The sequence below is a fragment of the Antarcticimicrobium sp. genome (assembly GCF_029212575.1).
Classification (GTDB): domain Bacteria; phylum Pseudomonadota; class Alphaproteobacteria; order Rhodobacterales; family Rhodobacteraceae; genus Antarcticimicrobium.
Window position 1 is genome coordinate 22,903 of the sequence record NZ_JARGPK010000093.1, and the last position, 20,895, is coordinate 43,797.

Annotated in this window: 23 protein-coding genes; 14 read left to right on the forward strand and 9 right to left on the reverse strand. The window is 67.0% G+C overall.

Annotated elements, in window-relative coordinates; translation table 11 throughout:
• The first annotated feature begins 3 nt into the window (after positions 1-3).
• The 6 genes from P1U75_RS19660 to P1U75_RS19685 are packed head-to-tail and all read left to right on the forward strand — an operon-like array spanning position 4 to position 4,999.
• Complete coding sequence (locus P1U75_RS19660; RefSeq protein WP_300246396.1) at positions 4-999, forward strand: AsnC family transcriptional regulator; 996 nt, start codon at positions 4-6, stop codon at positions 997-999.
• Positions 996-1,448 (forward strand): Lrp/AsnC family transcriptional regulator, encoded by a 453-nt coding sequence (locus tag P1U75_RS19665; protein WP_300246398.1) that lies wholly within the window; start codon positions 996-998, stop codon positions 1,446-1,448. Before P1U75_RS19660 ends, P1U75_RS19665 begins: the two co-directional genes overlap by 4 nt.
• Complete coding sequence (locus tag P1U75_RS19670; RefSeq protein WP_300246400.1) at positions 1,445-1,930, forward strand: AsnC family transcriptional regulator; 486 nt, start codon at positions 1,445-1,447, stop codon at positions 1,928-1,930. Before P1U75_RS19665 ends, P1U75_RS19670 begins: the two co-directional genes overlap by 4 nt.
• Positions 1,931-1,934: 4 nt before the next feature.
• On the forward strand, positions 1,935-3,149 hold the full coding sequence (gene nirJ / locus P1U75_RS19675) for a heme d1 biosynthesis radical SAM protein NirJ (RefSeq protein ID WP_300246403.1): 1,215 nt from the start codon (positions 1,935-1,937) through the stop codon (positions 3,147-3,149).
• Entirely contained in the window at positions 3,124-4,761 is a 1,638-nt protein-coding gene (locus P1U75_RS19680) for a nitrite reductase (protein WP_300246405.1), read from the forward strand. The genes nirJ and P1U75_RS19680 overlap by 26 nt, the downstream gene beginning before the upstream one ends.
• Entirely contained in the window at positions 4,718-4,999 is a 282-nt protein-coding gene (locus tag P1U75_RS19685) for a hypothetical protein (protein WP_300246430.1), read from the forward strand. The genes P1U75_RS19680 and P1U75_RS19685 overlap by 44 nt, the downstream gene beginning before the upstream one ends.
• Positions 5,000-5,056: 57 nt before the next feature.
• On the opposite strand, the gene pepT is transcribed toward P1U75_RS19685, so the two are convergent.
• From pepT to P1U75_RS19700, 3 genes are all read right to left on the reverse strand, one after another.
• A complete protein-coding gene (gene pepT, locus P1U75_RS19690; RefSeq protein ID WP_300246432.1) occupies positions 5,057-6,298 on the reverse strand; it encodes a peptidase T in 1,242 nt (413 codons plus the stop codon).
• A gap of 131 nt (positions 6,299-6,429) precedes the next feature.
• A complete protein-coding gene (locus P1U75_RS19695) occupies positions 6,430-7,131 on the reverse strand; it encodes a hypothetical protein (RefSeq protein WP_300246435.1) in 702 nt (233 codons plus the stop codon).
• The gene (locus tag P1U75_RS19700) at positions 7,103-7,393 is read right to left on the reverse strand and encodes a hypothetical protein (RefSeq protein ID WP_300246437.1); all 291 of its coding nucleotides are present in this window, start codon (positions 7,391-7,393) and stop codon (positions 7,103-7,105) included. The genes P1U75_RS19695 and P1U75_RS19700 overlap by 29 nt, the downstream gene beginning before the upstream one ends.
• A 173-nt stretch (positions 7,394-7,566) precedes the next feature.
• Between P1U75_RS19700 and P1U75_RS19705 the strand changes: the two genes are divergently transcribed.
• The 5 genes from P1U75_RS19705 to P1U75_RS19725 all read left to right on the forward strand — a co-directional run bounded on the left by P1U75_RS19705 (position 7,567) and on the right by P1U75_RS19725 (position 12,937).
• The gene (locus P1U75_RS19705) at positions 7,567-7,986 is read left to right on the forward strand and encodes a hypothetical protein (RefSeq protein ID WP_300246440.1); all 420 of its coding nucleotides are present in this window, start codon (positions 7,567-7,569) and stop codon (positions 7,984-7,986) included.
• Positions 7,987-8,239: 253 nt separating this feature from the next.
• A complete protein-coding gene (locus P1U75_RS19710; protein ID WP_300246442.1) occupies positions 8,240-9,502 on the forward strand; it encodes a SulP family inorganic anion transporter in 1,263 nt (420 codons plus the stop codon).
• Between the two features lie 43 nt (positions 9,503-9,545).
• Positions 9,546-10,169: a ribonuclease HII gene (locus P1U75_RS19715; RefSeq protein ID WP_300246444.1), complete on the forward strand. Its 624-nt coding sequence runs from the start codon at positions 9,546-9,548 to the stop codon at positions 10,167-10,169.
• A 97-nt stretch (positions 10,170-10,266) separates the two neighbouring features.
• Positions 10,267-11,373 carry a site-specific DNA-methyltransferase gene (locus P1U75_RS19720; RefSeq protein ID WP_300246446.1) on the forward strand — a complete coding sequence of 369 codons (1,107 nt, stop codon included), beginning with the start codon at positions 10,267-10,269 and terminating at the stop codon, positions 11,371-11,373.
• Between the two features lie 220 nt (positions 11,374-11,593).
• Positions 11,594-12,937, forward strand: a complete 1,344-nt coding sequence (locus P1U75_RS19725; RefSeq protein ID WP_300246473.1) for an adenylate/guanylate cyclase domain-containing protein — start codon at positions 11,594-11,596, stop codon at positions 12,935-12,937.
• A 14-nt stretch (positions 12,938-12,951) separates the two neighbouring features.
• Here the strand turns inward: P1U75_RS19725 and P1U75_RS19730 are convergent, their stop codons facing one another.
• Together P1U75_RS19730 and mutY are read right to left on the reverse strand one after the other, a co-directional pair.
• Positions 12,952-14,091 carry an alkane 1-monooxygenase gene (locus P1U75_RS19730; protein WP_300246448.1) on the reverse strand — a complete coding sequence of 380 codons (1,140 nt, stop codon included), beginning with the start codon at positions 14,089-14,091 and terminating at the stop codon, positions 12,952-12,954.
• 67 nt (positions 14,092-14,158) lie between these two features.
• Positions 14,159-15,238 (reverse strand): A/G-specific adenine glycosylase, encoded by a 1,080-nt coding sequence (gene mutY / locus P1U75_RS19735; protein WP_300246450.1) that lies wholly within the window; start codon positions 15,236-15,238, stop codon positions 14,159-14,161.
• Between the two features lie 83 nt (positions 15,239-15,321).
• Here mutY and P1U75_RS19740 point away from each other — a divergent pair, with 83 nt between their 5' ends.
• The 3 genes from P1U75_RS19740 to P1U75_RS19750 are packed head-to-tail and all read left to right on the forward strand — an operon-like array spanning position 15,322 to position 17,631.
• On the forward strand, positions 15,322-15,828 hold the full coding sequence (locus P1U75_RS19740) for a DciA family protein (RefSeq protein ID WP_300246452.1): 507 nt from the start codon (positions 15,322-15,324) through the stop codon (positions 15,826-15,828).
• A gap of 13 nt (positions 15,829-15,841) precedes the next feature.
• Positions 15,842-16,513 carry a DsbA family protein gene (locus P1U75_RS19745; protein ID WP_300246454.1) on the forward strand — a complete coding sequence of 224 codons (672 nt, stop codon included), beginning with the start codon at positions 15,842-15,844 and terminating at the stop codon, positions 16,511-16,513.
• Positions 16,510-17,631, forward strand: coding sequence for a CaiB/BaiF CoA-transferase family protein (locus tag P1U75_RS19750; RefSeq protein ID WP_300246456.1), 1,122 nt, complete (start codon positions 16,510-16,512; stop codon positions 17,629-17,631). Before P1U75_RS19745 ends, P1U75_RS19750 begins: the two co-directional genes overlap by 4 nt.
• Before the next feature lie 12 nt (positions 17,632-17,643).
• Here the strand turns inward: P1U75_RS19750 and lpxK are convergent, their stop codons facing one another.
• From lpxK to P1U75_RS19770, 4 genes are all read right to left on the reverse strand, one after another.
• Positions 17,644-18,645, reverse strand: a complete 1,002-nt coding sequence (gene lpxK / locus P1U75_RS19755; RefSeq protein ID WP_300246458.1) for a tetraacyldisaccharide 4'-kinase — start codon at positions 18,643-18,645, stop codon at positions 17,644-17,646.
• Complete coding sequence (locus P1U75_RS19760; RefSeq protein WP_300246460.1) at positions 18,632-19,861, reverse strand: glycosyltransferase N-terminal domain-containing protein; 1,230 nt, start codon at positions 19,859-19,861, stop codon at positions 18,632-18,634. Before P1U75_RS19760 ends, lpxK begins: the two co-directional genes overlap by 14 nt.
• A gap of 4 nt (positions 19,862-19,865) precedes the next feature.
• The gene (locus P1U75_RS19765; protein WP_300246463.1) at positions 19,866-20,108 is read right to left on the reverse strand and encodes a DUF4170 domain-containing protein; all 243 of its coding nucleotides are present in this window, start codon (positions 20,106-20,108) and stop codon (positions 19,866-19,868) included.
• 91 nt (positions 20,109-20,199) lie between these two features.
• A partial coding sequence (locus P1U75_RS19770) for a 3'(2'),5'-bisphosphate nucleotidase CysQ (protein WP_300246465.1) occupies positions 20,200-20,895 on the reverse strand: 696 nt, incomplete at its 5' end.

Sequence of the window (20,895 nt, forward strand, 5' to 3'; positions counted from 1 at the left end):
CCGATGCAGATCGTCGCAGACCCCATCGACCGCGACCTGCTGGACAACTGGCAGCGCGATTTTCCGGTCGAACCGGCGCCCTTTGTTGCGCTCGCGCAGGCCCTTGGGCTGACCGAGGGTGAGGTGCTTGGGCGGCTCGAAAAGATGCGCCAGAACGGCCGGATCACCCGGGTCGGCGCCACCTGCGCGCCCAACACGGTGTCGGCCAGCACGCTGGCCGCCATCGCCGCGCCGCATCCGCGCATCGACGAGGTCGCCGCCATCATCGGCACCGAACCGGGGGTCAACCATTCCTACCTGCGCGAGGATATGTGGAACCTGTGGTTCGTCCTCACCGGCCCGGACCGCGCCTATATCGACGCCGCGCTGGAACGGATCGAGGCGCGCGCCGGGCTGCGGGTGCTGGATCTGCCGATGGTGCGGGCCTTCAACGTCGACCTGGGGTTTCGCATGGGCGGAGGTGTACGGATGCCGGTGCCCCCGGCGCGCCCGGCCGACCGTGCCGCCCTGCGCCCCGGTGACCGCGACATCCTGCAGGCGCTGACCCGGGGTCTGACCCTGACCGCGCGCCCCTATGCCGCGCTGGCCGAGCGGCTGGATCGCCCCGAGGCGGAGATTTTGACCCGTATCGGCGCCCTGCTGGCGGCCGGCCTCATCACCCGGCTGGGGGTGATCGTGCGGCACCGGGCGCTGGGCTGGCGGGCCAACGCGATGGTGGTCTGGGACATCGCGGCGGATCGCATCGACCGTGCCGGCCCGGCGCTGGCCGCGCATCCCGGCGTGACGCTGTGCTATGAGCGGCAGATCGTGCCGGGGGTCTGGCCCTATCGGTTGTTTTCGATGATCCACGCCCGCAGCCGCCCCGAAGCGCTGGAAATCCTGCGGGGCGCTGCCACCCTGTCCGAGCTGGCCGGCGCGACGCACAAGGTGCTGTTCTCGACCCATTGCTACAAACAGACCGGGGCGATGATATCGGCCAAGAGGGGGCATTCCGCATGATCCGACCGGACAAGACCGACCGCGCACTTCTGAACCTGTTGCAGGAGGATCTGCCGCTGACCCACCGCCCCTTTGCGGCGCTGGCCGCGCGGTTGGAGCTCACCGAGCCGGCGCTGCTGGACCGTGTGACCTGGCTGCGCGACGAAGGTTACATCACCCGGTTCGGCCCGTTCTTCGACGCCGCCGCGATGGGCGGGGCGTTCTGCCTTTGCGCGATGGCGGTGCCAGCCGCAGATTTCGACGCGGTCCTGACCAAGGTCAATGCAAGACCGGAGGTCGCGCACAACTATGAACGCGCGCACCGGCTGAACATGTGGTTTGTTCTGGCGACCGAGACGCCCGAGGGGATCGCGCAGACAGCCGATGCCATCGAGCGGGAAACCGGGCTCAAGGTGCTGCGGTTTCCCAAACTGCAGGAATTCTACATCGGGTTTCGGGTGGCTGCATGAGCATCGACAGCACAGACCGCGTCCTCATCGAGGCGCTGCAGGGCGGGCTGCCGCTGGTGCCGGCGCCCTATGCCGAGGTCGCCGACCGGCTCGGCCTGACCGAGGCCGTGGTGACCGACCGGCTGGCGGCGATGAAATCCACAGGCGTGATCCGCCGCATCGCCGCCGCGCCCAATCACTTTCAGCTGGGCATGACCGCCAATGGCATGACAGTGTGGGACGTGGGCGATGATCGCATCGCCGAACTTGGCGCGCAGATCGGCGCGCTGCCCTTTGTCACGCACTGCTATGAACGCCCGCGCGCGCTGCCGGACTGGCCCTTCAACCTTTTCGCCATGGTGCACGGCGAGACCCGAGAGGAGGTCGAGGCCAAGCGCGCGCAGATCCGCGATCTGCTGGGCGAGGCACGGCGCGGCGATGATATCCTTTATTCCACCCGGATCCTGAAAAAGACGGGGCTGCGGCTCCGCAAGCGGGGGTAGCCGCATGTTCCGCCTGACCGAGTACATGCACCAGCTGGTTGCGCCCACGCCGCCGCGCAAGCGACGCGGCAGCGGGCCGGTCAAACCGGTGGTGATCTGGAACCTGACGCGCCGCTGCAACCTGAAATGCCGCCATTGCTATACCGTCTCGGCCGATGTGGATTTCCCCGGCGAGCTTTCCCCGCAACAGGCGATGCAGACGCTCGAGGATCTCGGGCGGTTCCGCGTGCCCGCGCTGATCCTTTCGGGCGGAGAGCCGCTGGACCGGCGCGACCTGTTCGACATCGCCACCCGCGCCCGCGATCTGGTGCGGGTGCTGGCGCTCTCCACCAATGGGACGAAAATCCACGGCGACACCGCCGACCGCGTCGCCGACATCGGGTTCGACTATGTCGGCATCTCGATCGACGGCATCGGTGCCACCAACGACTGGTTCCGCGGCGTCGATGGCGCCTTTGACGCCGCCCTGCGCGGGGTGCGAGCACTGAAGAAACGCGGGGTTCGGGTCGGGCTGCGGTTCTGCCTGACCGAGGGCACCCAGCATCACCTGCCCGACCTGTTGAAGCTCTGCGACGACGAGGGCGTGGACAAGTTTTACCTGTCGCATCTGGTCTATGCCGGGCGCGGCGACAAGAACCGTGGCGAGGATGCCGCGCACGCCCGCAGCCGCCACGCGCTCGACCTGCTGATCGACCGCGCCTGGCAGGCCGCATCGGGGGGGGCGCCGCTGGACATCGTCACCGGCAATAACGACGCGGACGCCGGTTATCTGCTGCACTGGGCGGCGCGCCATTTCGATGCCGACCGGGTTGCCAACCTGCGCGCGCATCTGGCGGCCTGGGGCGGCAACTCCTCGGGGCTGGGCGTGGCCAATATCGATTTCCTCGGCAAGGTGCATCCGGACACCTACTGGTCGGATTACACCGTCGGCAATGTGAAACAGACTCCGTTTTCCCGGCTCTGGACCGGCGATGACCCGATGCTGGCCACCCTGCGCACCCGGCCCCGGCCGCTCAAGGGGCGCTGCGGCGCCTGTGCGCTGCGCGATGTCTGCGGCGGCAACACCCGCATCCGCGCGCTGCAACTGACCGGCGATCCCTGGGCCGAGGATCCGGCCTGCTACCTGACCAACGAGGAGATCGGCGTGGATGCCGCCGATCGCCTGCAAACCACCCCGTTCCGAGGCAAGCGCCATGATCCGCAACACCGGTTTTTCTGACCCCCTGCACCCGGCCCCGAGGGCGGATGCCTCCGGCGGGAGTATTTGGAACGAGAAGAAGACAGGACGCCTGGCCCGATTTGCGGCGGTGGCGCTGCTGGCGCTGGCCGGGCCGGTTCAATCCGACCCGGCACAGAGCTACGCCGCGCATTGCGCCGCCTGCCACGGGGGCGACCGGCTGGGCGGCACCGGGCCGGCGCTGATTCCGCAGACGTTGGGGCGGATGCGCGGGCCGAACCTGACCCGGACGATCCTGCAGGGGCGGCCGGCCACCCAGATGGCCGGTTTCGCGGACAGGCTGGATGCCGCAGAGGTGGAGGAATTGGCGGCCTGGCTGAAGACCCCGCTAGCCGAGGTTCCCGACTGGACCCGAACCGAGATCGAGGCCAGCCGGAAGGTGAACCCCGATTACCTGCCGGTTGCGGCACCGGCCTGGGAGGCCGACCCGATGAACATCACGCTGGTGGTGGAAACCGGCGATCACCATGTCAGCGTTCTGGACGGCGACACCTTCGAGGTGCTTGACCGGTTCCCGACCCCCTTTGCCGTGCACGGCGGGCCGAAGTTCACCCCCGACGGGCGCTATGTCTTCATCATGTCGCGCGACGGCTGGGTGCAGAAATACGATCTCTGGGCCCTGCAGGAGGTCGGCCGCCTGCGCGCCGGTCTGAACAGCCGCAACATCGCCATCAGCCATGACGGCAAATGGCTGGCGGTGGCCAACTACCTGCCGATGACATTGACCCTGCTCGCGACCGAGGATCTTTCGGTGGTCCGGGTGATGCCGGTGGTGGCCCGGTCCGGGCAGTCAAGCCGTGTCTCGGCGGTCTACCAGGCGCCGCAACGCAAGAGCTTTATCCTCGCGCTCAAGGACGCGCCGGAGATCTGGGAGGTCGCGACCGACCCGGAGGCCGACCCGGTCTATGAAGGGTTCGTGCACAGCCGCGAAAAGGATATGGTCGAGGCGCTGCCTTCCTCGCAGGGGTTGTTCGCGCGGCACCGGATCGAGGTGTCGGAACCGCTGGACGATTTCTTTTTCTCGGACGATTACCGCAACCTGATCGGTGCTGCGCGCGACGGTATGCGCGCGGTGGTGGTCAACCTGAACGTCGGTCGCGAGATCGCCGAACTGCCGCTTGAGGGGATGCCGCACCTGGGCTCCGGCATCAGTTGGGAGCGGGACGGCCACCGGGTGATGGCGACGCCGCACTTGAAGGAGGGCAAACTCTCGGTGATCGACACCGAAAGCTGGGAGCGGATCGCCACGATCCGGACCGAGGGGCCGGGGTTTTTCCTGCGCAGCCACGAGAACACGCCGTATTTCTGGGCCGACGTGTTTTTCGGCCCGAACAAGGACGCGATCCATGTGATCGACAAGCAGAGCCTGGAAATCGTGAAAACCCTGCGCCCGGTTCCCGGCGCCACCGTCGCGCATGTGGAGTTCACCCGAGACGGGCGTTTCGCACTGGTGTCGGTCTGGGAGGAGGACGGCGCCGTCATCGTCTATGACGCCGCCACGCTGGACGAGGTCCGACGCCTGCCGATGCGCAAACCCTCGGGGAAATACAATGTCTGGAACAAGATCACCTTTTCCGAAGGCACCAGCCACTGAGACGCCCGGCCAGTCCGGGCGCTGGCCGGTGCGGCGACTGGCGCTGCTGCTCTACCCCTTCGCGGCGGCGGCGGTGGCGATCAACCTGTTCATGCTCGGGCTGATGGGCCAGGCCATCGGCCTGACCGCGCCAACGCCGGTGACCGCGCTGCTGCTGTCGGTCCCGCTGGGCGTGCCGGCCGCCTGGGCGGCGGGCCGATGGGTCCGCCGGCTGATGGACGCGGCCGACGGGCGCTGACGACGGACACTGAGGACGGGCGTTGAAGCCGGGTTTCAGGAGCCGAGCGGAGGCCGCTCACCCGCCCTTCGCCGCCCGTTCCACCAGCCTCAGGCACAGGTTTGTCGCCGCGCCCATGTCCTGCACCGAGATCCATTCCAGCGGGCCGTGGATGTTCTGCATGCCGGTAAAGAGGTTGGGGCAGGGCACTCCCATCTCGGTCAGGCGCGAGCCGTCGGTGCCGCCCCGGATCGGAACCGAGACGGGATCGAGCCCCAACTCGCGGCAGGCGTCCAGCGCCAGCTCCACCGGCGTCATGTCCTGTTCCAGCCAATAGCGCATGTTGCGGTACTGCGGGCGGATCTCGCAGGTGATGGTGGCGCGCGGCTCGGTCGCCTGCACCGCCGCGCAGACCGCGCGCAGCATCTCGCCCTTCTGCTCTAGCCCGTCCATCTCGAAATCGCGCAGGATGAGCTTGATCTTCATTTCCGACGAGCCGCCGGTCATCTCGGTGGCGTGCCAGAACCCTTCCAGCCCTGCGGTCACCTCCGGCGTCATGGTGGCCTGCGGCAGGCATTCGATGATCTTCGACGCCAGATGGATCGCGTTGACCATCTTGCCCTTGGCAAAGCCGGGGTGGATGGAGACGCCGGTGATCATCACCTCGGCGGCATCGGCGGAAAAGGTCTCGTACTCCAGTTCCCCGACCTTGCCGCCGTCGAAAGTATAGGCGAAATCGGCGCCCAGGTCCTTGGGCAACCGCTCGTCCACGCCGCGCCCGATCTCCTCGTCAGGGGTAAAGGCGATGCGGATCGGCCCGTGTTCGATCTGGCGATTTTCCAGCAGGTGCCGCGCGGCGGTCATGATGATCGCAACCCCGGCCTTGTCGTCCGCGCCCAGCAGGGTCAGCCCCGAGGCGGTGATGATGTCATCGCCGATCTTGTCCGCAAGATAGGGCGAGGCTTCGGGCGAGAGCACCAGTGCGGGATCGTCGGGATAGGTGATATCGCCGCCGTTATAGCCCCTGATCACCCGCGGTTTCACGCCGCTGGCGTTGAACTGCGGCGCGGTGTCCACATGCGCCAGCAGGCCGACGGTAGGGCCGGGCACAGTGCCGGGGATGGTGGCCAGCACGGTGCCGTAACCGGTGAGCGTCACATCCTGCGCGCCGATCCCCGTCAACTCGGCCTCCAGCAGGCGCAGCATGCCGAACTGCACCTCGGTGCTCGGCGATGTGGGCGAATCCTCGTCGCTCTGGCTGTCGATGGCGGCATAGCGGGTCAGCCGCTCTTCGAGTTCCTGGTCGAATGGGGTTTGCATCTGGCCTCCTGTCTGTTGCGCGAAAGAAGGGCGGCCACGCCGGGTGAAGTCAACCCCGCCGCAACCCGTCCCGCGTCGGCTCCATCCGTTTGCGGCTCAAACCGGCCCCCGGGCGGCAACCAAGACGCCCCTCATACCATCCGGATCACGTCCTTCTCGATCGCCAGCATGTAGCCGCGCCGCGCGATGTTCTTGACCAGAAGCTCGCTCACCATCTGGTTGCCCAGCGTGTCGCGAAGCCGCTTGATTCGGGTGGCTCCGGCGGCCTCTTCGCAATCCGCCGCGTCGCGCCCCGAGATCACCGCCTCGATCTCCACGCCCGAGAGCACCTCGTCATCCAGCCGCGCCTCGGCCAGAACCGAGAGCGTCTCCATCGCCGCCGCCGTCAGCTTGAAATCCATGTTGTTGAGATAGACGGTATTCTCCTCGCGGCTGATCAGCAGCGAGTTGACCTGGATTCCCGCACGCTCGATCTGGGCCATGCGCCGGTTCAGCCCGGCCAGCAGCACCAGGAACACCAGGGCGGCCACCATCATCGCGGTGGCAAATAGCAGCAGCACGAAGATCACCATACGGTAGCTGGCCAGCGTGTCGGCAAAGGCGGTGCCCGATTGCGCCAGGATCTCCAGCAGCTTGATCTCGGCGCCCGTGGTCAGGTCGCTCTCGACGAACAGCCGCTCCACCCGCGCGTTGAACGCGTTGGCGTCGGGCAGCGTCAGCAGCAGCACAGCGCCGGCAACGACCAGGATCGCCACGATCGCCGCGATCCCGATCCCGACGATCCGGGCGCCGGGGCGGCGCGCCTCAGAACCGGAGATAGAAGCGTCCGGCATTGGCCCTCCTCCCGTCCAGCCCCTCGGGGCCGAACACCGACATAACGTTCAGAAGGGTCCAGCCGTTCTGTTGCAGCCGGGCCGAAACCTCGGCCCGCGCCGATTGGCGGTCACAGCCGCCGCGCAATTGCATGACGCCGTAATGCAGCTTCAGCGGGTTGTCGCGCTTGGCCTTGTAATCGGCAAAGCACTCCGCCGCCGAGGCTGGCGCGGCCGCCACGAGACCGGCGATCAGGGCGATGGAAAGCAGGATCTGTTTCATGCGGCCATCCTGACCGCAGCGCGCCGGATATTCAATAACCACAGGGCCTTGCGGCAGCTGTTATCCGATATCAGCGGGCCGTTATTGCCTGTCCGGACGGGTCGGGGCGAGGGTGGCTGCATCACCGCTGCGGCATTCCCCCGCCGCGACCCAACCCCGAAAGGAAACACATAATGACCCGCAAGAATTTCTCGCACCGCTCCTTCATCGCCCTGGTTTCGGGCCTCGCGCTGGTGGTGGCCATCACCGGCGCCACCGCCGCCCCGGCCCGTGCCGGCGACGACGCCGCGCGCATCTTTGCCGGTCTCGTCGGCCTCGCCATCCTCGGGGCCGCCATCGAGGACAGCCGCAACGACCGCGCCACCGTCGTGCATCAGCGCAAGGTCGTGGTCCACCAGCCGCCGCACCACGTTTATCAGCCGCCGCGGCCCGTCTATCAGCCGCAGCACCACTACAACCCGCAATACCGTGCGCCCCGCGTTCAGCAGCCGCCCCGCGCCCATCAGCCCCACGTGCAGCGTCCCCCTCAGCGGCAGGTGCAAGTGATCCGCAAGAAGGTTGTCAACAAGCGCGTGGTGCACGTTCACCGCTGACACCGGGCGACACATCCTCTCGATCCCAAGGGCGGCCTTTTGGCCGCCCATTTTTTATATCGTGGGGAGTTGCAACTGGCGCGTCCATCGCTTTTTATGCGCTGATTCTTATCTGGACAGGATCCCGCTTGGCTGCCGCGTCGACTTCGACGCCCCAGCGGGGCCGCGTGCAAACCCGCCCGCGACCGACGTCACCCCGAACGGGGCGACGCGGGGACCTGCCCTTTCAACTCGACATGCATGGGCCCGTTTAATGAAACCCAAGATCCTGACCACTTTGCAATCCTATACCCTGCCCGATTTCGGCACCGATGTTCTGGCCGGTGTGACCGTGGCGATGGTGGCGCTGCCGCTCAGCCTCGCCATTGCCATTGCATCTGGCGCCGACCCGGCCGCCGGGCTGGTCACCGCCATCGTTGCGGGTTTCCTGATTTCGGCCTTCGGCGGCAGCCGGGTGCAGATCGGCGGGCCGACCGGCGCCTTCATCGTGGTGGTCTACGGGGTGATCGCGGAACACGGATATGACGGGCTGGTGCTGGCCACGCTGATGGCCGGGATGCTGCTGCTGATCGCGGGCTACCTGCGGGCGGGCAATCTCATTGCGCACGTGCCGGAACCGGTGATCAACGGGTTCACCATCGGCATCGGGGTGATCATCGGCACCAGCCAGCTCAAGGATTTCTTTGGCCTTTCGATGGACGAGGTGCCGGCGGATTTCGTCGAGAAGGTCCCGGCGCTCTGGGCGGCGCGCGATTCGATGGGCTGGGAAAGCCTTGGCATCGGGCTTTTCACGCTGATCGCCATCGTGGCGCTGCGGCGCCTGTTCCCGCGCTTTCCGGGGTTGATCGTTGCGGTGGGGGCAGGCTCGGCCATTGCCGCGGTGCTGACCCTGCCGGTGGATTCGATCTATTCCCGCTTTGGCGCCTTGCCCGATCACCTGCCGATGCCCAAGCTGCCCGAGCTCTCCTATTCGCGGGTGATCGAACTGCTGCCCTCGGCTGCCGTCATCGCCTTTCTGGCCGGGGTCGAATCGCTCCTTTCGGCGATGGTGTCCGACCGGATGATCGGCGGTCAGCACCGTCCCAATGCCGAGGTCCGCGCGCAGGGTCTGGCCAATATCGGCTCGGCGCTGTTCGGCGGGTTGCCCGCGACCGGCGCCATCGCCCGGACAGCGACCAACGTGCGCGCGGGCGGCAAGACGCCGGTCGCCGGGCTGGTGCACGCGCTGACCATTCTCGTGGTGATGATGCTGGCGGCCCCGCTGGCGGGGTATCTCGCGATGCCGGCGCTGGCGGCGCTGCTGATGCTGACCGCCTGGAACATGAGCGAGCCGGACAAGTGGCGCAGCTACATGCAGGGGCGGATGTCTGATCGGATCCTGCTGCTGCTGACTCTGGTGCTGACCGTGGTGACCGACCTGACCGTCGCCATCGGCACCGGCGTGGCCATCGGTCTTGCGCTGCGGCTGCGGCGGCGCGACGTGCCGCCGGCCGAGTGGCACACCCCGGATCGCTGAAACACCCTTGCGCTGCCCCGCCTGCCGGGGCAGCAAGGCGGGCATGAGCACAGCCGACGACAGCCTTGAACAGGCACTGCGCGCGCAGGGTTTCCTGCGCATCGCCGGGGTCGACGAGGTCGGCCGCGGCCCGATCGCCGGCCCGGTGACCGCCGCCGCCGTGATCCTTGACCCGCAAGCGACGCCCGAGGGGCTGAACGATTCCAAGAAACTCACCGCGCGCCGCCGCGAGACGCTGGAGCGCGCGCTGTGGGACAGCGCCGAGGTCGCCATCGCCCATGCCAGCGTCGAAGAGATCGATCAGATCAACATCCTTCGCGCCAGCCACCTGGCGATGGAGCGCGCCATCGCCGCGCTTGATCCCGCCCCCGATTTCCTGCTGATCGACGGCAACATGATCCCTGCCGGGCTGACCCTTCCCGCCCGCGCCGTGGTGGGCGGCGACGCGCGCTCGGTGTCGATTTCGGCGGCCTCGATCATGGCCAAGACCTGCCGCGACAGGCTGATGGTGGATTTGGCGCAACAGCATCCCGGCTATGGCTGGGAGAGCAACGCCGGATACCCGACCAAAAGCCACAAAGAGGCGCTGCGAAATCTCGGTGTCACCCCACACCATAGACGTTCCTTCAAACCGGTACACAATATCTTGTATCAAGAAAATACGTAAGTAACTGATTCAAAAAAGAAATTGACGACGAATCGGGTTTGACTCATCTTTGCTGCTAATAATCGAGCGCGCCAAAGCGCCGGGACAGAGGCAGAAAATGACGAAAACAAGATCCACGGGCGCCGCGGCGCTCCCGCTCAACGTGATTCTGGATGGTGACTGCATCGAGGTGATGAACAGTCTGCCCGAGAACAGTGTCGATCTCATTTTTGCCGACCCGCCCTACAACCTGCAACTCAAGGGCCAGCTTCACCGCCCCGACAACAGTCAGGTCGATGCGGTCGATGACCATTGGGACCAGTTCGATTCCTTTGCCGCCTATGACGCTTTCACCCGCGACTGGCTCGCCGCCGCCCGTCGGCTGCTGAAACCCAACGGCGCGATCTGGGTGATCGGCAGTTACCACAACATCTTCCGTGTCGGCGCGGCGTTGCAGAACGAAGGCTACTGGATTCTCAACGACGTGGTCTGGCGCAAGGCGAACCCGATGCCGAATTTCCGCGGCAAGCGATTCACCAACGCCCATGAGACGATGATCTGGGCCTCGAAATCCGAGGGCGCGAAATACACCTTCAACTACGAGGCGCTGAAATCCCTGAACGAGGGGATCCAGATGCGCTCCGACTGGGTGCTGCCGATCTGCACCGGGCATGAACGGCTCAAGGACGACAACGGCGACAAGGCGCACCCGACGCAAAAGCCGGAATCGCTGCTGCACCGGGTGCTGGTGGGCTCCACCAACCCCGGCGACGTGGTGCTCGATCCGTTCTTCGGCACCGGCACCACCGGCGCCGTGGCCAAGATGCTGGGCCGCGAGTTCATCGGGATCGAGCGTGAGGCAGCTTATCGCAAGGTGGCCGAGAAACGCATCTCGCGCGTGCGCAAGTTCGACCGCGACGCGCTGCAGGTCAGCGCCAGCAAGCGGGCCGAACCGCGCGTGCCCTTCGGCCAGCTGGTCGAACGCGGCATGCTGCGCCCGGGCGAGGAACTTTACTCGATGAACAAGCGTTACAAGGCCAAGGTGCGCGCCGACGGCACCCTGATCGGCGGCGAGGTGCGCGGCTCGATCCACCAGGTCGGCGCCGCGCTCGAGGGCGCGCCAAGCTGCAACGGCTGGACCTACTGGTGCTTCAAACGCGACGGCCAGACCGTGCCGATCGACGTGCTGCGCCAGCAGATCCGCTCGGAAATGCGCGAATCCTGATCACCGACACCCGGAATGACCGCCGGTGCCCGCGGGCCACATGTTGGCCCCTGCGCGGCACCGCACCTTGCCCCGCCGTTCCGGCGGGGCTTTTTTCTGCCGGATTGCTTTGCCTTGGGGGCCCGCGACCCGCTAGGAAGGGGCCGTCGCGAAACCCTGCAAGGACCGCCCCCACATGAGTGAAAACGCATCCCGCCGGTTCCGCTCGCCCCGGGCACTCATGGCGGGCCTCGATCCGGCCGGGGGCACGCCCGGCAAGTACACCGAGGCCGCGCTGCTCCGGCACAAATGCGAGGGCATGGACCTTGCCGTGCGCGCCCGCTGGGTGGCGCTGGCGGTGATCGCCGTCTTCCTGATCTTTCTCACCCCCAGCCGAGAGGTGTTGTTCTACCACGGGTTCCTCGCCCTTCTGGCACTCAATGGCTGGCTGTTGCGGCGCGTCGCGCGGGTCGGGCAATCGCGCGCCGAACTGGCGCTGATCTTTGCCGACCTGGCGATCATGACCCTCGGCATCGTCATGCCCAACCCGCTCAGCGACGAACATCTGCCGCTGGCCATGCAGTACCGCCATGGCAATTTTCTCTATCTGTTCGTGATCCTCGCCGCCGGCACGCTGGCGTTTTCCTGGCGCACGGTGATCGGCATCGGGCTCTGGACCGCCGCGATCTGGACGGGCGCACTGATCGTGGCGTGGTGGTCCTCCGCCCCGTTTCCCGGGTTGTCACAGGCCGCGCAGACCGTCTTTGCCGGTCACTCGGACCTCGCGGCGCGGCTGGACCCGAACGCCTTTCAGCTGCGCCTGCGGATTCAGGAGGTCGTGGTCTTCCTGATCGTCGCGGTGACGCTGGGCGTCTCGGCCCGCCGGTTCAAGCGCCTGCTGATCGACAACGCGGCGCTGGAACGCGAACGCGCCAACCTGTCGCGCTATTTCTCGCCCAACGTGGTCGAGGAGCTGTCGCAGAACGACGAACCGCTCAAACAGGTGCGCCGGCAGGACATCGCCGTTCTGTTCGTGGATATCGTTGGCTTCACCCGGTTTTCCGCCGATCTCGACCCCTACGAGGTGATCGAGGTGCTGCGCGGGTTCCATGCCCGGATGGAGGCCGAGGTCTTTCGGTACGACGGCACATTGGACAAATACCTGGGCGATGGCCTCATGGCGACCTTCGGCACCCCGCTGTCCGGGGAAACCGACGCCACCAACGCTCTGGACTGCGCCCGCGCCATGGTTCGGGTGATCGACGGCTGGAACCAGGAGCGCCGCCAGCGCGGCGAGGCCGAGATCCACGCCGGGATCGGCGTGCATTTCGGCACCGCCGTTCTGGGCGATATCGGCGCCAACCGGCTGGAGTTCGCCGCCATCGGCACCTCGGTGAACGTCGCCAGCCGTCTGGAGGCGCTGACCCGGCCCCTCTCGGTCCGGCTGGTAATCAGCGACGCGCTGCGCGCGCAGGTGCTGCAAGAGGCCGGCGGCGCGGTGACTGCGCTCGACGGGTTCACCCGCCGCCCGGATCAGAGCGTGCGCGGGATCGAAGAGACGATGACGATCTGGACGCTTGGCTAACCGGAAGCCTCCGGTCAACTGCCCTTCGGCATCGGGTTCGTGGCCCGGGCGTAGGGTGTCCAGTCGGTGATCTCGGGGTAATACATCGCCCGCCATTGCCGCACCCGCGGGTTCATCACCCGGCGCCACAGCGGCGGGATCATCGCCGCCACGGTCATGACCGGATATCCGTAGGGCAGTTGCGGGGCGTCGGCGGAGGTATAATTCTGCAACAGAGGAAATCGCCGGTCCGGCTTGTAATGATGATCCGAATGGCGCTGCAGGTTGATCAGCAGCCAGTTCGAGGCCTTCTGCGCCGCGTTCCAGGAATGCTGGGGAAGCACATGTTCGTACTTTCCCTCGCCCAGGTATTTCCGCGTCAGCCCGTAGTGCTCGACGTAATTGACCAGTTCCAGCTGCCAGACCGCCGTCCCGGCCTGGATCAGAAACAGCCCGATCCCCGCCCAGCCCCCGAGCAGACCCGCCAGACCCAGCATCGCCGCCTGCAATGCCCAATAGCGCCAGAACGGATTCGCCGAGTCGGTCCAGGGCCGGTCCTTGCGCGCCAGCCGGTCCCTTTCCGCGCGGAAGGACGAGATCAGGCTTTGGCGCAGCACGCGGGGATAGAACCGGTGGAACCCCTCGTTGAACCGTGCCGTGACCGCATCGCGCGGGGTGCCGACGTAACGGTGATGCACCAGCAGGTGTTCCGAGCGGAAATGCGAATAAAGCACCATCGCCAGCAGCAGATCGCCCAACAGCCGCTCCAGCCGGTTCTTCTGGTGCATCAGCTCGTGGCTGTAGTTGATCCCGATCGTGCCGGTGATCACCCCCATGCCGAAGAACAGCACGAGTTTTTCCAGCACGGAGAGGTGTCCGGTATGGGTCACGTACCAGATCATCCCGAACAGGGTGACGAATTGCAGCGGCACCCAAAGGCTGGTGAGCAGCCGATACCAGACCAGATCCTCCGGCGGCGTCTCCGGGTCGGCATTCTCCAGGTTCAGCCCGACCACCCCATCGAGCGCGGCGAACAGATACCAGGTGATCAGCGGCAGCAGGATCACCGTCCAACCGCCCTGAACCGCGCCCAGCCAGGCGACCGGGATCAGCAGGAACGAGATCCAGAAGGGCAGCGCGCTCTGCCAGCGGCTCAGTGTTTCTGCGCGGATCATCGGCGACCTCGTCGGGTTGTACGAAACAGGGCGGATTCTACCCAATTAGCGGCGCCTTGCCTATGGGTCATGGGGCCCCGTCGCGCCAAAGATCATAGGCCTTGCGCATCACCGTCGGCAGGTCGCCGGGCCGGAACGCCGCGCGCGGAATCACCTCGCCCACCTCGGTGGTGACGGCCTTTGGCAGCGGCGCGCATTTGATCGTCAGGATCAGGTGAAAATGCGTGAAGGTATGGCGCACCTCTGCCGGCAGGGTGATCCAATCGGCGGCAAACGGCGGGTTTTCTTCCGGCGCCTCCGACCAGTCCGAGCCCGGCCAGCCCAGCATGCCGCCCAACAGCCCCTTGTCGGGCCGCCGTTCCAGCAGCACCGCGCCATCGTTCCTTTGCGCCAGATAGACGATGCCGCGCCTTGTGGGCTTGGGTTTCTTCGGCGTCTTCTTCGGCAGTTCGGGCGCGGTTCCCGCCGCCCTTGCGCGGCAGGGGGTCCGCAACGGGCAGATGCCGCAGGCGGGGGATTTCGGCGTGCAGATCGTGGCGCCCAGGTCCATCACCGCCTGCGCGTAATCACCAGGCCGGTCCGCCGGTGTGTGGGCGGCGGCCTGCGCCTTCAGCGTGGGCTTGGCGGCGGGCAGGGGGGTGTGGATGTCATGCAGCCGCGCCATCACCCGTTCCACGTTGCCGTCCATCACCGTTTCCGGCCGGTCAAAGGCGATGGCGGCAATGGCGGCGGCGGTATAGGGGCCGACACCGGGCAATTGCAGCAGCGCGTCATAGTCCTCGGGAAAGCGCCCGTTCAATCCATCCGCGACAAAACGCGCGCATTTCAACAGGTTACGCGCCCGTGCGTAATACCCAAGGCCCGCCCATTCGCCCATCACCTCGCCGTCCTCGGCTGCCGCCAGCGCACTCACGTCGGGCCAGAGTGTGGTGAAGCGGTGGAAATAGTCGCGCACGGCGGCCACTGTTGTCTGTTGCAGCATCACCTCGGACAGCCAGACACGATAGGGATCGGGGCGCACCCCGGCAGCCCGCGCCGCCGGGCTCACCCGCCAGGGCAGGTCGCGGGCGTGGGCATCGTACCAGGCCAGCAGGTCGCCGGCGATCGGCGCGGCGTCGGGACCGGTCTCGAAATCTGAGTCACGCAATCTTTATCCGCCCTGGTTTCGGGTTTCGCTGGTACTCGCTGTCTTGTGACATAGAATAACGCGCAGAAGATGGGAATCCACGCATGGCACCGCGCCGGTCGACAACTCGGGGCTTCAAACGCACCGCGACGCTGCTGAACGAGCAGATCCGCCGCGCGGGCGAAAGCCGGGGCTTTGCCGTGACCCGGGTGCTCACCCATTGGGCCGAGATCGCCGGGCCCGAGATCGCCGCCATCGCCCGCCCGGTCAAAATCGGCTACGGGCGCACCGGCTTCGGTGCCACGCTGACCGTGCTGACCACCGGCGCGCAGGCGCCGATGCTGGAGATGCAGAAGGACCGGCTGCGCGAGCGGGTGAACGCGGCCTATGGCTACAACGCCATCAGCCGGGTGCGCATCACCCAGACCGCGCCAACAGGTTTTTCCGACGGGCAGGCGCGTTTCGAGGCTCCCGCGCCGGTGCAGCCCGCCGAGCCCAGCCCGGAGATATGCCGTGACGCCACGCAAACCGCAGGCGATGTCGCGGACGACGGATTGCGCGCCGCCCTTGAACGTCTGGGCCGCAACGTTCTATCCAAGCAACGAAACTGAGAAAGGGGTTCAGATGACCCGTATCATTCCCGCGATATTCGCGGCAATCCTGCTGACTGCGGGCGCAGTCCTGTTCACCGGACGGTCCGACGGCCTGTCGGAACCGCTGCTGATCGGCGCAGCCCACGCGCAGGAGGCGGCTGAGGTCGATACCTCCTCGATCGTCGACATGGTCCAGGGCGCCGAGGATGCGCCGGTGACGATCATCGAATACGCCTCCTACACCTGCCCGCATTGCGCGGCATACCACGAGGGCCCGTACAAGAAGCTCAAGGCCGACTACATCGACACCGGCAAGGTGCGATTCATCTACCGCGAGGTCTATTTCGACCGTTACGGCCTCTGGGCCTCGATGATCGCGCGCTGTGGCGGCCCCGAGAAGTTTTTCGGCATCTCCGACCTGATCTTCAAGGGGCAGGGCGAATGGATTCGCGCCGGCGGCCCGACCGAGATCGTCGATGAGTTGCGCAAGATCGGTCGCCTCGCCGGGTTGGACAACGACAGGCTCGAGGCCTGCCTGCAGGACGGCGCCAAGGCGCAAACCCTGGTCGCCTGGTATCAGCAGAACGCGGAAGAGCATGGAATCGACGCGACCCCCAGCTTCATAGTCAACGGCGAGAAGGTCTCGAACCAGTCCTACGAGGACTTCAAGGCGCTGATCGAGGCGGAGCTGGCCAAGCAATGAGTGCACCGCTTGCCGGGCTGAAAGTCGTCGAACTGGCGCGCATCCTGGCCGGCCCCTGGGCCGGCCAGACGCTGTCGGATCTTGGCGCAGAGGTGATCAAGGTGGAAAGCCCGGCGGGCGACGATACCCGCGCCTGGGGCCCGCCCTTTGTCGAGCGCGGGGGGGATGTCTCGGCCGCCTATTTCCATTCGACCAACCGCGGAAAGGCCTCGGTCCTCGCCGATTTCTCCACCGAGGAAGGGCGCGAAAAGGTCCGCGCGCTGGTGCGCGACGCCGACATCCTGATCGAGAATTTCAAGCTGGGCGGGCTGAAGAAATACGGGCTGGATTACGACAGCCTCAAGGAGATCAACCCGCGGCTGATCTACTGTTCGATCACCGGGTTCGGCCAGGACGGCCCCTATGCGCATCGCGCCGGCTATGATTTCATCATCCAGGGCATGTCCGGGCTGATGTCGATCACCGGAGAGCCGGATGGCCAGCCGCAGAAATCCGGTGTGGCGATCACCGATATCTTTACCGGCATCTACTCGGTTGCGGCGATCCTGGCGGCGCTGCATCAGCGCGAACGCACCGGGCGCGGCCAGCATATCGACATGGCGCTGCTGGACGTGGCGGTGGCGGTGACTGCCAACCAGGCGATGAACTATCTCACCACCGGCAAGACGCCGGGGCGGATGGGCAACGCGCATGTCAACCTCACCCCTTATCAGGTGTTCGACTGCGCCGATGGTTATATCATCATCGCCACCGGCAATGACGGCCAATACCAGCGTCTGTGCCGGATCCTCGGGCTCGACGACATGGCCGAGGCGCCGGAGTTCCTGCACAACAAGGACCGTATCGCTAACCGGCGCGTGATGATCGCGCGGCTCAACGGCGCCACGGCGCAGCGCAGCAAGGCCGATCTGCTGGCCGCCTGCGAAGGGCAGGGGGTGCCGGCCGGCCCGATCAACGACCTGGCCGAGGTGATGGCCGATCCGCAGGTCGTGGTGCGCGGGATGCAGATCGAACTTGACGGGGTGCCGGGGGTGCGCGCACCGTTCCGGTTCTCGGATGCCGAGCTGGCGCTGCATCGTCCGGCGCCGAAGCTGGGCGAGGACGACGCCGAGGCCTAGCGCGGACAGGCTTCAGGCCGGGGGCGGCGCGGCCTTGCGCAACAGCTGCGTGACGTGATCCGCCTCTTCGACCTGCAGCCGGACCGGCAGGGTAATGACCTTGAGACGAAACTCGGCGGGCAGGCGCACGGCATCCTTTTCCGTCGTGACCAGCTGCGCGCCGAGCGCCTGCGCCTCGGCCTCCAGCCGGGTCATCAGCGCGGTTGACAGCGGCTGATGATCGTCCAACGGTTCGGCCCTGCGCAGATCGGCGCCAAGTCGGCGCAGGGTGGCAAAGAACTTATCCGGGTGCCCGATCCCGGCAAAGGCCAGTACCGGCGCATCGGACCAGTCCATCCCGGTCTGCAGCGGCGCCAACTCGGCCCGGGCGCGCGGCAGGGCAATCTTGGCGCCCCAGAGCTTATCGAATTGCGCCTGCGCCTCCGGCCCGCCGACGGAAAGCACCAGATCGGCGCGCTTCAGGCCGGTGTCGACGGGTTCGCGCAGTGGCCCGGCGGGCAGGCATCGACCGTTGCCGAATCCCTGCGCGGCATCGACCACGACGATCGAGAGATCCTTTTGCACGGAAGGGTTCTGGAACCCGTCGTCCAGCACGATCACGCTGGCCCCCGCCTCGGCGGCCTTGCGGGCACCGGCGGCGCGGTCCCTGGCGACCCAGACCTCGGCGAAGGCGGCGAGCAGAAGCGGCTCGTCCCCGGTCTGGGCGGCGCGGTGGCGGGCAGGATCGACCCGAACCGGACCGGGGAGCGTTCCGCCATAGCCGCGGGTGACCACGTGGGGCTCGTGCCCGGCGGCGCGCAGGGTCTCGACCACCCAGATTACCGTCGGCGTCTTTCCGGTCCCTCCGGCATTGAGGTTGCCGACACAGATCACCGGCACGCCGGCGGCAATGCCCGGTCCGCGGGCCACCCTCCGGGCGGTGGCGCGGGCATAGAGCGCGCCCAGCGGCGCAAAAAATCGCGCCCGCCAGCCGGGGCGGTCGGGCGAACGATTCCAGAACTCAGGCGCGCGCATGTCGGGCCTCCGAAAGGTCCAGCCGATCCTGGATCAGGTCGACCAGATGATCGGTGAGCGCGGCGCTTTCGGTGATCGCATCCCATCCGGCCAGGGCCATCGCCGCCGCGTGATCCGGCGAGGAAAGCTGCATCACCGCTTGGGCCAGGCTTTCGGCGTCGCGGACGGGCTGCGCGGCCTTGATCCGCTGCAACCGGTCATAGGCCTCCACATGGGCCGAGACGTTCGGCCCGAACAGCACCGCCGAGCCAAGCGCGGTGGCCGCGAAGGGGCCCCGCCCGGTCGTGCCGGGGGTCAGCGAACTGGCCATGAAGGTCACCGGCGCCATCCGGTACCACAGCCCGAGATCGGCGCTGTCGTCACAGATCAGAACCTGCGTTTCCTCGCCGATCGAATCGCCGCCGTGCCAGTCGGCATGGCGCAGCCCGGCGGTGGTGATCGCCTCGACCAGCCTGCCGGTCTGGCCCGGGTCCGCCGGAACCGCGATCAGCAGCAGCCGGTGTTGCAGCCGCAGCGCATCCCGGTGGGCGGAGAGGACCGGCGCAAACTCTTCAGGCTGCAAATAGGCGGCCAGCCAGAGCGGTCGGCCCGACAGCGCCTGTATCGCCGCGGTCAAGGCGGTATCCGGGCAGGACGGCGGGCTGACCCCCATGACCAGACGCGATTGCACCTCGACCTTGTCCCCGGGCAGGCCCAGCCGCGCCAGATGGGCGGCGGCGGCGTCGGTCGCGGTCAGGATTGTCTCGAATCGGCCGAGGCAGGGGCGCGTCACATCGGTGAGCCATCCCGCGCTGCGCCGCGGCAGGTCCTCGATGGTCAGATCGGCCAGGATCATCGGGATGCCCAGATCCGCGCTCTGGCAGATCAGGTTCGGCATCAGGTCGCCACCCGTCCACAGGCAGAGATCGGGCCGCCAATGATCGAGAAATCCGCGCGTGGCCTGCGGGTGGTCCGACAGCATGGGTATCGGGGCCGGAATGTGTCGCGCCCCGCCCGAGACCGGGACCGAGGCATTCACGGTGATCAGCAGGTTGTCCCCGGGGCTCTGGGCCTGCAACCGGACCCCGAGATCGCGGAGCGCCGAGTACCGTTCCGGGCTGGTGGCGTGCATCCATACCAGGCGGCCACGCGGTCGCGGCGGCGGAACCTCCTGCGGCGGCAGGGCCGACCGCCAGGACAGGGCACGATAGGTCGCGAGTCCCAGCGAAAGACGCATGGCGTCAGCCCAGTTCCTCGGTCGAGGAGGCTTCCTGTTCCTCGTCGCGCAACCGGTGGATATGGGCGATGAAATACCGCATGTGGGCGTCGTCCACGGTGCGCTGCGCCTCGGCTTTCCAGGCGGCATAGGCCGACTCGTAGTCAGGAAACATGCCGACGATATGGATGTCATCCATATCCTTGAACGCGCTCTTCGACGGATCGACCAACTCGCCGCCGAAAACCAGGTGAAGTCGTTGGGCCATGTCGGATCCTTTCCGAATTGGGTCAGCATTGCGGGCGCCCGTTTCGCCGGCACCCTACGCCTTGGCCGTGCCGCGTCAAGGCAGGGTGGTTTCAGGCCGGGGCGATGTCGGGATCCTGCGGGGCAAGCGCCGCGCTCAGCCGTGCGTGCAGCGGCGCGCCGGCCGCGATCACCCCGTTGACCTGTGGGTGCGGGTTGTTGAAGCGCAGCGTCCCGCCGCGCCGGTCGGTACAGACCGCGCCGGCCTCCTGCAGGATCAGGTCGCCCGCGGCGATGTCCCATTCCCAGCTCGGGCGCAGCGTCATCATGCCGTCGAAGCGGCCCTGCGCCACCAGCGCCATGCGGTAGGCCAGCGAGGGGCGGTAGGCGCGGCGAAACCCGGGCACGGCCCCGGCGCGCCAGTGTTCCGGTTCCAGGTTGGGGCGGGCCGCGAGGATTTCGGCGCTGCCCATGTCGCGTGCCGAGCTGGCATTGATCGCGGCGCCATTGAGCTGCGCCCCGGTTCCCCGCGCCGCGCTGTAGAGCAGATCGCGCATCGGCAGGTAGATCACGGCGGCTGTCACCACCCCACGCTCGGCGATGGCCAGGGCATGCGCCCAGGTGGTTTCGCCGGCGGCAAAGCTGCGGGTGCCGTCGATCGGATCGATGATGAAGACACGCTCGCGCCCCAGCCGGTCGCTGCCGTCCTCGCTCTCCTCCGACAGCCAGCCGTAATCGGGGCGGGCGCTGCGCAGGCGGTCCTCCAGCATGTCGTTTACGGCGATGTCGGCCTCGGTCACCGGCCCGGC